At 69.4% G+C, this 12030-nt stretch carries 9 protein-coding genes; 6 read left to right on the top strand and 3 right to left on the bottom strand.

Going from position 1 to position 12030, the window contains the following annotated elements:
• Window positions 1-32 precede the first annotated feature (32 nt).
• Together LX13_RS21270 and LX13_RS21265 are read left to right on the top strand one after the other, a co-directional pair.
• Window positions 33-596 carry an adenine phosphoribosyltransferase gene (locus LX13_RS21270; protein WP_188492469.1) on the top strand — a complete coding sequence of 188 codons (564 nt, stop codon included), beginning with the start codon at window positions 33-35 and terminating at the stop codon, window positions 594-596.
• Window positions 597-678: 82 nt separating this feature from the next.
• Window positions 679-3045, top strand: coding sequence for a RelA/SpoT family protein (locus LX13_RS21265; RefSeq protein WP_253663306.1), 2367 nt, complete (start codon window positions 679-681; stop codon window positions 3043-3045).
• A 67-nt stretch (window positions 3046-3112) separates the two neighbouring features.
• Here the strand turns inward: LX13_RS21265 and LX13_RS21260 are convergent, their stop codons facing one another.
• The gene (locus LX13_RS21260; protein ID WP_253663305.1) at window positions 3113-4135 is read right to left on the bottom strand and encodes a peptidylprolyl isomerase; all 1023 of its coding nucleotides are present in this window, start codon (window positions 4133-4135) and stop codon (window positions 3113-3115) included.
• Window positions 4136-4341: 206 nt separating this feature from the next.
• Here LX13_RS21260 and LX13_RS21255 point away from each other — a divergent pair, with 206 nt between their 5' ends.
• Both LX13_RS21255 and hisS read left to right on the top strand, forming a co-directional pair.
• On the top strand, window positions 4342-5064 hold the full coding sequence (locus LX13_RS21255) for an MBL fold metallo-hydrolase (protein WP_253663304.1): 723 nt from the start codon (window positions 4342-4344) through the stop codon (window positions 5062-5064).
• Entirely contained in the window at window positions 5061-6329 is a 1269-nt protein-coding gene (hisS, locus tag LX13_RS21250; protein WP_253663303.1) for a histidine--tRNA ligase, read from the top strand. Before LX13_RS21255 ends, hisS begins: the two co-directional genes overlap by 4 nt.
• Before the next feature lie 15 nt (window positions 6330-6344).
• Here the strand turns inward: hisS and LX13_RS21245 are convergent, their stop codons facing one another.
• Entirely contained in the window at window positions 6345-8009 is a 1665-nt protein-coding gene (locus LX13_RS21245; RefSeq protein WP_372500019.1) for a DUF885 domain-containing protein, read from the bottom strand.
• 231 nt (window positions 8010-8240) lie between these two features.
• Complete coding sequence (gene ypfJ / locus LX13_RS21240; protein ID WP_253663301.1) at window positions 8241-9113, bottom strand: KPN_02809 family neutral zinc metallopeptidase; 873 nt, start codon at window positions 9111-9113, stop codon at window positions 8241-8243.
• 130 nt (window positions 9114-9243) lie between these two features.
• On the opposite strand from ypfJ, the gene aspS reads away from it, so the two are divergent.
• Both aspS and LX13_RS21230 read left to right on the top strand, forming a co-directional pair.
• Window positions 9244-11064, top strand: coding sequence for an aspartate--tRNA ligase (gene aspS / locus LX13_RS21235; RefSeq protein WP_253663300.1), 1821 nt, complete (start codon window positions 9244-9246; stop codon window positions 11062-11064).
• Between the two features lie 8 nt (window positions 11065-11072).
• Window positions 11073-12008: a DUF389 domain-containing protein gene (locus LX13_RS21230; protein ID WP_253663299.1), complete on the top strand. Its 936-nt coding sequence runs from the start codon at window positions 11073-11075 to the stop codon at window positions 12006-12008.
• The last annotated feature ends 22 nt before the right edge of the window (window positions 12009-12030 follow it).

Raw genomic sequence — 12030 nt, 5'->3', positions numbered from 1 at the left:
ACCACCCCACCCACCGCATCACCGGAGGCCAGATGACCGACACCCAGATCACCGACGCCGCCGACCGGGCCCGGGCGGCCATCGCCCGGCACACCCGTCTCGTCCCGGACTTCCCGAGCCCGGGGATCGCGTTCAAGGACCTCACCCCGGTGCTCGCCGACGCCGAGGGCCTGTCGGCGGTGACGACGGCGCTGGCGCAGGCCGGTGGCGACATCGACCTCGTCGCGGGGATCGACGCGCGTGGCTTCCTGCTCGGCGGTGCCATCGCGCTGCAACTCGGTGTCGGGGTGCTGGCCATCCGCAAGGCGGGCAAGCTGCCGCCGCCGGTGCGCAGCGCCGACTACGACCTGGAATACGGCACCGCCAGCCTCGAGGTGCCCGCCGACGGAGTCGATCTGCACGGCCGGCGGGTGCTGGTCGTCGACGACGTACTCGCCACCGGTGGAACACTCAACGCCGCCATCGGGTTGTTGGAGGCGGCGGGCGCGGTCGTGCCCACCGCGGTGGTGGTCATGGAGATCGACGGCCTGCCGGGACGCGACGCCGTGGAGTCCGCGCACCGCGACCTCGTCCTGACCAGTCTCGCGGCAGGGTGAGGACTACGATCGCGAGGAAGTCCGACAGTCCGGTCCGGCCCGACCGACGAGCAGTTCACGACCCCGTGGCGAGGAGGTGCGCATGACCGAGCCCCCGACGGTCCGCGAATCGAACGAGTCGTCGCCGACCGAGGCGTCCGGCGAGAACGGGACCGGTGAGACGTCCGGACTGCGCTCCACGGTCGCGTCGTCGTCCTCGACCTCACGCCGGGTGCGGGCCCGCCTGGCGCGGCGGATGACCGCCACCCGCAACCCCATCCGGCCGGTCCTCGAGCCGCTCGTCGCCCTGCACCGCGACCTGTACCCCAAGGCCGACGTGGTCGTGCTGCAGCGCGCCTACGACGTCGCCGACCAGTACCACGAGGGCCAGTTCCGCAAATCCGGTGATCCCTACATCACCCATCCGCTGGCCGTCGCGTCGATCCTCGCCGATCTCGGCATGGACACCACGACGCTGACCGCGGCCCTGCTGCACGACACCGTCGAGGACACCGGCTACAGCCTCGACGCGCTGGCCGCCGACTTCGGCGACGAGGTGGCGCATCTCGTCGACGGGGTCACCAAGCTGGACAAGGTCGCGCTGGGCAACGCGGCCGAGGCCGAGACCATCCGCAAGATGATCATCGCGATGGCCCGCGACCCCCGCGTGCTGGTGATCAAGGTCGCCGACCGTCTGCACAACATGCGCACGATGCGTTTCCTGCCGCCGGAGAAGCAGGCCCGCAAGGCCCGCGAGACGTTGGAGGTCATCGCGCCGCTGGCCCATCGACTCGGCATGGCCACGGTCAAGTGGGAGCTCGAGGACCTGTCGTTCGCGATCCTGCACCCGAAGCGGTACGAGGAGATCGTGCGCCTCGTCGCCGACCGGGCGCCGTCGCGCGACACCTACCTCGCCAAGGTGCGCACCGAGATCACCAAGGCGCTCGACGGGTCCCGGATCGACGCCACCGTCGAGGGCCGCCCGAAGCACTACTGGTCGATCTACCAGAAGATGATCGTCAAGGGCCGCGAGTTCGACGACATCCACGACCTGGTCGGCATGCGGATCCTGTGCGAGCAGATCCGCGACTGTTACGCCGCGGTCGGAGTCGTGCACTCGCTGTGGCAGCCGATGGCCGGCCGGTTCAAGGACTACATCGCCCAGCCGCGTTTCGGTGTCTACCAGTCGCTGCACACCACCGTCATCGGACCCGAGGGCAAGCCGCTCGAGGTGCAGATACGCACCCGGGACATGCATCGCACCGCCGAGTTCGGGATCGCCGCGCACTGGCGCTACAAGGAGACCCGGGGTCGTAACGGCGGCAAGACCGACGACGCCGCCGAGATCGACGACATGGCGTGGATGCGCCAACTGCTCGACTGGCAGCGGGAGGCCGCCGACCCGGGGGAGTTCCTCGAGTCGCTGCGTTACGACCTCGCGGTCAAGGAGATCTTCGCGTTCACCCCCAAGGGCGACGTCATCACACTGCCCGCCGGGTCCACGCCGGTCGACTTCGCCTACGCCGTGCACACCGAGGTCGGCCACCGATGCATCGGTGCCCGCGTCAACGGTCGGCTGGTCGCCCTCGAGCGCACGTTGGAGAACGGCGAGGTGGTCGAGGTGTTCACCTCCAAGGCCCCCAACGCCGGGCCGTCGCGCGACTGGGCGACGTTCGTGGTGTCGCCGCGGGCGAAGACCAAGATCCGTCAGTGGTTCGCCAAGGAGCGCCGCGAGGAGGCGCTCGAGAACGGCAAGGACGCGATCACCAAGGAGGTCCGCCGTGGCGGACTGCCCTTGCAGCGCTTGATGAGTGCCGAGTCCATGGGGTCGATCGCCACCGAGTTGCGCTACGCCGATGTGTCGGCGCTGTACACCGCGATCGGTGAGGGACATGTCTCGGCCCGACACGTCGTCGGCCGGTTGGTCGCGGCACTGGGCGGACTCGAGGACGCCGAGGAGGAACTCGCCGAACGGTCGACGCCGTCGACGATGCCGACCCGGCCGCGTCAGACCGGTGACGCCGGTGTCGTGATCCCCGGGGCCGACGGGGTGCTGGCCAAATTGGCGAAGTGCTGTACCCCGGTGCCCGGGGACGAGATCCTCGGGTTCGTCACCCGCGGTGGTGGCATCAGCGTGCACCGCACCGACTGCACGAATGCCGATGCGCTCCAGGAACAGTCCGAACGCATCATCGAGGTGAAATGGGCCCCGTCGCCGTCGTCGGTGTTCCTCGTGGCGATCCAGGTCGAGGCCCTCGACCGTTCGCGTCTGCTCTCGGATGTGACAAGGGTGCTGGCCGACGAACGGGTGAACATCCTCTCGGCGTCGGTGACGACGAGCCGGGACCGGGTGGCCATCAGCAAGTTCACCTTCGAGATGGGCGACCCGAAGCACCTCGGACACGTGCTGAACGTGGTGCGCAACGTCGAGGGCGTCTACGACGTCTACCGGGTGACCTCGGCCTCCTGAGACCGCGGGAAGACCGACGAGAGTCGGTCCGACCGCACCGGATCCGGCGCGGTCGGACCGGTCGGTGTCAGCTGACGGTGACCGTCTTGATCTCGACGGGCAGCTTCGGCGCACCGTCACCGGGGGTCGGTGCGTAGGTCACGGCGCCGGTGTTCGGGTCCTGGCTCGGCCGGATACCCGGGTTGATGCCGCCCTTGTAGACGGTGTCGAGCACCTTGAGGCCGTTCTCGTCGACCTTGCCCACGACGCTGTAGTTCGGCGGGAGCTCACTGTCGTTGATCACCAGGAACATCTGCGCCGAACCGGTGTTCGTGCCGCTGGCCTGACCGCCCTGTCCGGGCTGGTAGCTGTTGGCGATCGCGACGGTCCCGCGCGGATAGATCGCCGAGTTGGGCAGTCCCATAGCGGCGAGCTGCTGGCTCTGCGGGATCACCTTGAGGTCGGTGGGGAACTCGTCGGGGCTGCTCCAGCCCGGCGCGCCCGCACCGGTCCCGGTGGGGTCGCCACACTGCAGCACGGCGATCTTGCCGGTGCCGCCCTCGGTCATCCGGTGACACGTGGTGTTGTCGTAGTACTTCTGCTTGATCAGCGTGGTCACCGCGGCCACGTTGCAGGGGGCCGACGACCGGTCGAGGGTCATCGTGATCGGCCCCTGGCTGGTGGTGAACTGTGCGGTCAGCTCGCCCTTCTTCAGTTCACGGTCGGCGGGGATCGTGGCCGTGCGCTGCTTGGACTTGCCCGCGGTGAAGTTGTCGACGAACTCCTTGGCCAGCACCTGCTGGGCGGCGGGGAGGTTCGGCGGGACCTGCGGCGCCTGGGCGAACGGGTTCGCGTCCGCCGGGGTCGGTGTGTAGGCGCAGGCGGTGTAGCGGGCCTTCTCGCGGTCGTCGAGCACCTTGTTGACCACGAGGGTGGTCACCGCCGCGGCGACGACCAACACCACGATCACCGACGACGACACGATGATGATCTTGCGTTTGCGTGCTGCGGCCTGCTGGGTCTCCAGGCGCTGCTCGAGCTTGCGTTTCGCGTCCTGGCGGCGCTGCTCGTTCGTGGGCTGGTCGTTGCTGGGTTGCTCGTTGCTGGGCAAGCCGCGATCCCTCCATCGACAGATGCGGAACGCATCGCGCATTCCGATCGTCGAACTCGTAGATGAGGCGCCGGTGGCACCACTGCCGGTGAAAGTGTGCCAGGACACCCTGTGAACATCCTCAGTGGGCACCGGCGGGTCGCCCCGGACGGCACCCGCACGAATGTTTGCGATGATGTACCCCGACCAACCCGAAGGAGCACTCGATGCTGATCACCGGTTTCGCCGCCGGCATGTTCGCGACCAACTGTTACGTGGTCGCCGAGCAGCCGGGCTCCGAAGCCGTCATCATCGATCCCGGACAGGATTCCGCCGCCCAGGTGCGGTCGATCCTCGCCGAGCACTCGCTGACGCCGGTGGCCGTCCTGCTCACCCACGGTCATCTCGATCACACCTGGGACGCCGCGGATCTGTGTGACGAGTACTCGATCCCCGCCTACATCCATCCCGAGGACCGCCCGATGCTCGCCGACCCCGCATCCGGGATCGGTCCGGCCCTCGGATCGGTCATCGGCGGCATGGTGTTCCGTGAGCCGGAGAAGGTCATCGACTTCGTCGACGGAGAGGACGTCGAACTCGCCGGAATCGACTTCGACGTGGTCGCGGCGCCCGGGCACTCCCGCGGCTCGGTCCTGCTCACCGTCGACGTCCCGACCGAGGGCGCGACACTGCCCGTGTGTTTCTCCGGCGACGTGCTGTTCGCCGGGTCGATCGGGCGGACCGATCTGCCCGGTGGGGACCACGAGCAGTTGCTGAGGAGCATCGCCACCACCCTGTTGCGGCGCACCGACGACACCCAGGTCCTGCCCGGCCACGGTCCGCAGACCACGGTGGGCCAGGAGCGGACCACCAACCCGTTCCTCGTCGGACTCCCCGGGGTGTCCGACGCCGCGGCCGATTCACCCACGAAAGGACGTCACGGACTGTGACTGCGCAATTCCAGGCGCCGCGAGGGATTCCCGACTACATCCCACCGGCGTCGTCGCGATTCGTCGCCGTCCGGGACGAACTGACGCGTGCCGCGCGGCTCGCCGGCTACGCCCACATCGAACTGCCGATCTTCGAGGACACCGCGCTGTTCGCGCGCGGGGTCGGGGAGTCGACCGACGTCGTCTCCAAGGAGATGTACACCTTCGCCGATCGCGGGGACCGCTCGGTCACCCTACGACCCGAGGGGACCGCGGGCGTCATGCGCGCGGTGCTGCAGCACGGGCTCGATCGTGGTGCCCTGCCGGTCAAGCTGAGCTACGCAGGCCCGTTCTTCCGGTACGAGAAGCCGCAGACCGGTCGGTACCGGCAGCTCCAGCAGGTCGGTGTCGAGGCCATCGGAGTCGACGACCCCGCACTCGACGCCGAGGTGATCGCGATCGCCGACGAGGGTTTCCGTCGGTGCGGGCTGACCGGCTATCGCCTGGAGATCACGACGCTGGGGGACGACACCTGCCGCCCGGCCTACCGCGAGGCGCTGCAGGCGTTCCTGTTCGGTCTCGACCTCGACGACGAGACCCGCCGGCGTGCCGAGATCAACCCGCTGCGCGTCCTCGACGACAAGCGGCCGGAGATCAAGGCCGCCACCGCCGACGCCCCGCTGATGATCGACTTCCTGTCGGACTCGGTCCGCGAGAACTTCGAGTCCGTCCGCGGACACCTCGACCGCCTCGGCGTCGCCTACGAGGTCAACCCGCGCCTGGTCCGCGGGCTCGACTACTACACGAAGACCACGTTCGAGTTCGTCCACGACGGGCTCGGCGCGCAGTCGGGTATCGGTGGCGGCGGTCGTTACGACGGGCTGATGAGTCAGCTCGGCGGCAAACAGGAGCTGTCGGGCATCGGTTTCGGACTCGGCGTCGACCGCACGGTGCTCGCACTGGAGGCCGAGGAGGTCGCCGATCTCGGGGCGGCCCGCTGCCAGGTCTACGGCGTGCCGATGGGCGCCGCGGCCCTCGACCGTCTCGTGGTCCTCGCCGGCGAACTGCGCGCCCAGGGCGTCAGCACCGACCTCTCCTACGGCGGCCGTGGGCTCAAGGGCGCCATGAAGGGCGCCGACCGGTCCGGGGCACGGTTCGCGCTCGTGCTCGGTGACCGGGAGCTCGACGCCGGTCAGATCGAGGTCAAGGACCTGGCCGACGGGTCGCAGCGCACCGTGGCACTCGACGCGGTCGTCGCCGACGTCGCGGCCGGCCTGCGCGGGTAGCCGCGACGGACCGCTCTACGTCCGGCCGATCAGCTCCGCACGCAGCACGTCGAGGCTGACCCCTCCCAGGCGCAACGCCCGGGAGTGGAAGTCCTTGAGGTCGGCGTCGGGGTGCGTGCGCAGGAACTCCGCGCGCGCCTGCTCCCAGACCCGCTGTCCGAGAGCGTAGGACGGCGCCTGCCCGGGCCATCCGAGGTAGCGGTTGAGCTCGAAGCGCAGGACCGACCGGTCCATCGCAACCGCGTCGCACAGGAACGTCCACGCCTTGTCGGCGTCCCAGGTGCCGCCGCCGACGGAGTCGGGGGCCGTGAGACCGCAGTGCACGCCGATGTCGACGACGACGCGGGCGGCCCGGAGGCGTTGCGAATCCAGCATTCCCATCCGGTCACCGATGTCGTCGAGCCAGCCGAGTTCGGACATCAGGCGCTCGGCGTAGAGCGCCCACCCCTCGCCGTGACCGGAGGTGAACGACGCGAGTTTGCGCCACCGGTTGAGCTCGGGGCTGGTCATCGCCTGGCCCAGCTGCAGGTGGTGTCCCGGCACACCCTCGTGGAAGACCGTGGTGGTCTCCTGCCAGGTGTGGAAGACCGTCTGTTCCGGCGGCACCGACCACCACATGCGGCCGGGACGGCTCAGGTCCTCGCTGGGCATCGTGTAGTAAATGGTCCCGGTCGCCGAGGGCGCGAGCCGACACTCGATGCTGGTCAGCGCGGTAGGGATGTCGAAATGGGTGCCCGCGAGCCCGGTCGTCGCCCGGTCGGAGAGCTCCTGCATCCAGGCGACGAACGCGTCCCGGTCGGTCATCTGGTAGCGGGGGTCGGCGTCGAGGGCGGCCAGTGCGCCGGCCACCCCCGCTCCCGGCGCGATCTGCTCGGCGAGCGTCTTCTGTTCGGCCACAATCGATTCGAGGTGGTCGAGGCCCCACAGGTAGGCCTCGTCGGGGTCGATGTCGGTGCCGACGAACTCCGCCGAGTGCAGTCGGTACCGATCGCGCCCGACCCCGTCGGCCTCGGTCGCGGTCGGCAGCACCTCGTCGGTGAGCACGGCACGCAGTCTGTCGAACGCGGCGCCCGCACGGCTGTGGCCGGCGGCGAAGTCGGTCGAATACCTGGAGTCGGTGTCGAGGGCGCGGTCGATGTTGCTCAGCAGCGCGGACGCCGCGTCCGCCGCCTGCCCGGCCACCAGCTCGACCTGGCGGCGCGCCGGTGGTGGTCCGGCGGCGATCCGATGCCGTAGGCCCTCGACGATCGAGTCCACGCTCTCGGGGACGGCGCGGACACGGGCGAGCATCGTCGAACGATCCTCGTCGGTGTCGACGGGCATGAGATCGAACACATCCCGGATCGACTGCAGCGGGGACTCGATGACGTTGACCTCACCGGTCCGCAGGCCGGCCTCGTCCACGGCGAGTCCGCGGCCGAGCTGATCGGTCATCGTCGCCACCGTCACCCGGTCGACCTCATCGACCGGGGTGGCTGAGGCCAACGCACGCACAGTGTCCCGGGTGAGTGCGGCGCGGTCGTCGATGGCGCCGGGGGAGTAGTCGGTCAGGGCGTGGTCGTTTCCGCTCACCCCGGTCAGGGTCGAGAACACCGGATCGGCGACACACGCCCGGGTGAGGAAGTCGTCGGCGATCGCGTCGATGGCGGTGGGGGTGCGCGGGGAGTCGGGACCGGTCATGGCATCCATGCAATCAGATGGTCATGCCGGATGCATCGCTGATCGCCCTCGCGCGGTGGGCCGTGACGTTCGCGTGTTGGGCCCTCGTTCCCGCGTGTTGGGCTCTTGTTGTCGTGTGTTGGGCCGTGGCGCCCGACACAGCGAAACGATGGCCCAACACAGCGAAACGATGGCCCAACCCGGAGCAACGACGGCCCAACCCGGCGAGACGACGGCCCAACAGCGGTGGGGTCAGAGGCGGTTAGTGGAGAAGGTGTCGCAGCTCGCGGGGTCGCCGGACCGGTAGCCCGTGGTGAACCACCTCGTCCGCTGCGCCGCCGACCCATGCGTCCACCCCTCGGAATCGTTCTTGCCCGACAGGGTGTCGTCGCCGATGGCCTTCGCGGTGGTGATCACGTCACCGATCTGCTGCTGGGTCAGCGGTTCGAGCAACGCGTCCGGCCCCTTGTCGGCGTGCTCGGCCCAGACGCCCGCGTAGCAGTCTGCCTGCAGTTCGAGACGCACGGATCCCGATGTGGCACCACGGGATCCGAGCTTCTGCGCCTTGTCCATGGTCCCCTGCAGGTTCTGCACGTGGTGCCCGAATTCATGGGCCACCACGTACTCCTGGGCCAGCGGCGCATCGCTGCCACCGAGCTGGTCGGCGAGAGTGGTGAAGAAGGTGGGGTCGAAGTACGCCGTCTGGTCGCCCGGGCAGTAGAACGGCCCGACCGCCGACGTCGCCGAGCCGCACCCGCCGGTGTCGACGGCATCGGCGAAGATCACGGTCTCGGGCTTCGTGTAGTTCGGCATCAGGGTCGGCCAGACACGGTCGAGACTGTTCTTCGTGGCGACGATGCGGCAGATGGTGTCGGAGTTCGCCTTCTCGATGGTGCAGCTGTCGATCTGGCTCTGGATGGCGCTGTTCGACGATCCGGAGCCGGCGGTCGAGCCACCGCTGCTGTCGCCGCCGAGGATGTCGCCGGGGTTGACCCCGAACAGGATCGCGACGATCGCCACCACGATGCTCGCGCCGCCGCCGAGGGCGATCCGGCCGCGACCACCGCCCCCGCCGCCCCCGGAGACACCGCTGGTGTCCAACGGTCCGTTGCCCTGGAACGTCATGACTCTCCTGTTCGACGACAACGCATTCGTGATGGGTTCCTCATGCTACGTAGGATGACCCTCGTCCCGTACCCAAGACCCATGCATCCACATCGGCGATCGCCACGGCGACGCCATCGGAAGGACTCCCGTGCTGCGCACCCATTTCGCCGGATCATTGCGAGCCGACAACGCCGGTGACACCGTCACCGTCGTCGGCTGGGTGGCGCGTCGCCGTGATCACGGCGGGGTGATCTTCATCGATCTGCGCGACAGCTCGGGTCTGCTGCAGGTGGTCTTCCGTGACGAGCAGGTCGCCGAGGCGGCCCACCGACTGCGCGCCGAGTACTGCGTGCAGGTGACCGGCACGATCGAGGCACGCCCCGAGGGCAGCGAGAACCCGAACCTCTCCTCCGGCGCGGTCGAGCTCAACGCCGGGGAACTGGTGGTGCTCAACGAGTCCGCGCCCCTGCCGTTCCAGCTGGACGAGAAGCCCGGCGAGGAGGCGCGCCTGCGCTACCGCTACCTCGACCTGCGTCGTGAGGGCCCGGGCAAGGCCCTGCGTCTGCGGTCGAAAGCCAACGCCGCCGCGCGCTCGGTGCTCGCCGGCCACGACTTCATCGAGGTCGAGACCCCGACGCTGACCCGGTCGACGCCCGAGGGTGCACGTGACTTCCTCGTCCCCGCCCGTCTGCGCCCCGGCTCGTTCTACGCCCTTCCGCAGAGTCCGCAGCTGTTCAAGCAGCTGCTGATGGTCGGTGGGCTCGAGCGGTACTACCAGATCGCGCGCTGCTACCGCGACGAGGACTTCCGCGCCGACCGGCAGCCCGAGTTCACCCAGCTCGACGTCGAGATGAGCTTCGTCGACCAGGACGACATCATCGCGCTCGCCGAGCAGATCCTCGTCGCCCTGTGGGACCTCGTCGGCTACCAGGTGCCCACCCCGCTGCCGCGGATCACCTACGCCGAGGCCATGCGTCGCTTCGGCAGTGACAAGCCCGACCTGCGCTTCGACCTCGAGCTCGTCGAGTGCACCGAGTTCTTCGCCGACACCCCGTTCCGCGTGTTCCAGGCCGACTACGTCGGCGCCGTCGTCATGCCCGGCGGTGCGGGTCAGCCCCGTCGCCAGCTCGACGCCTGGCAGGAGTGGGCCAAGCAGCGCGGCGCTCGCGGTCTCGCCTATGTCCTTGTCCAGGAAGACGGTTCGTTGGGCGGCCCGGTCGCCAAGAACCTGTCCGACGCCGAGCGCGACGGACTCGTCGCCCATGTCGGGGCCGCTCCCGGCGACTGCGTGTTCTTCGCCGCGGGCCCGGTGAAGGCGCAGCGCGCACTGCTCGGTGCCGCCCGTGGTGAGATCGCCTCGCGCCTCGGCCTGATCGACGAGAACGCCTGGGCCTTCACCTGGGTCGTCGACGCCCCGCTGTTCGAACCGGTGGCCGAGGCCACCGCCGGAGGCGACATCGCCGTCGGGTCGGGCGCCTGGACCGCGGTGCACCACGCGTTCACCGCACCCAAGCCCGAGTCCCTCGACACCCTGGAGTCCGATCCCGGCTCCGCGCTCGCCTTCGCCTACGACATCGTCTGCAACGGCAACGAGATCGGCGGCGGCAGCATCCGTATCCATCGTCGCGACGTGCAGGAGCGGGTGTTCGCGATCATGGGCATCGACAACGCCGAGGCGCAGGAGAAGTTCGGGTTCCTGCTCGACGCCTTCGCCTTCGGCGCACCGCCGCACGGCGGCATCGCCTTCGGCTGGGACCGCATCACCGCGCTACTGGCCGGCGAGGGATCGATCCGTGAGGTCATCGCGTTCCCGAAGTCCGGCGGCGGTGTCGACCCGCTGACCGACGCGCCCGCCCCGATCACCCCGGCGCAGCGCAAGGAGTCGGGGATCGACGCAGTGGCCAAAACGGGTCCCGCAGACCGGTCGCAGACACCGGAGGCCGACTCGGCCTCCACTCCGGAGGCCTGACCGCCCAGGTGTTGCACCTCCGGATCGTCGCGCCCACCGAGCGGGGGACCGCGGTGGTCGACCTGCTGCGTGAGGCGCTCGGTGTCACCCACCTCATCGTGCATCCCGGCGCCGCACTCGAGCCGGCCGGTGATCTCGTGGAGGCCGACATCACCCGTGAGGCCGTCAACGACGTGCTCGACGGCCTCCTCGCCCTCGGTCTCGTCCACGACGGTGCCATCACCATGGAGCCGCTCGACACGGTCATGTCCGATGCCGCGGTGCGCGCCGAGAAGCAGGCGCCCGGCGACCCCGACGACTCCATCGTCTGGGAGGAACTCACACGCCGAACCCGTGAGGACGCGACGCTGAGCGTCACGTTCGTCACCTTCCTGGTCCTGGCGTGCCTGCTCGCCGCAGTCGGCGTGATCACCGACTCCCCGGTCACCGTGGTCGGTGCGATGGTGGTCGGCCCCGAGTTCGGGCCGCTCGCGGGGATCGCGGTCGGACTGGTGCGGCGTCGGTTCGACCTCGCCCGCAGGTCGGTGTACGCGCTGATCATCGGGTTCCCGGTGGCGATGGTGGTCACCGGTGTGGCTGCCGTCGTCGGAGAGGCCACCGGCACCGTGGACATCACCGACGTCACCGCGGCCGACCAGGTGGATTTCATCTATCAGGTGGGCCCGTTCTCCCTCGTGGTGGCGGTTCTGGCCGGTGCCGCGGGCATGTTGTCGTTGGTCTCGGCCAAGTCGGCGGCGCTGGTCGGCGTGTTCATCTCGGTGACGACCGTGCCCGCGGCCGGATACGCGGTGGTCGCCGCGACCCTCGGCCAGTGGCAGGTGGCGGCGGAGTCGACGGCGCAGCTCGCGGTGAACATGGTCGGCATCGTGGTGTCCGGCGTCGGTGTCCTCGCCGTGCACCGGCTGCTCGCCCGTCGGCGCGCGGCGACCCCCGCCCATCTGTGATGGGATCGGTGGGCGTCCGATC

It is taken from the genome of Williamsia maris (genome assembly GCF_024171815.1).
In the GTDB taxonomy this organism is placed as follows: Bacteria; Actinomycetota; Actinomycetes; order Mycobacteriales; family Mycobacteriaceae; genus Williamsia_A; species Williamsia_A maris.
Note: the sequence above shows the minus strand (reverse complement) of the source record. Positions and strands in the feature narration are given on the sequence as shown.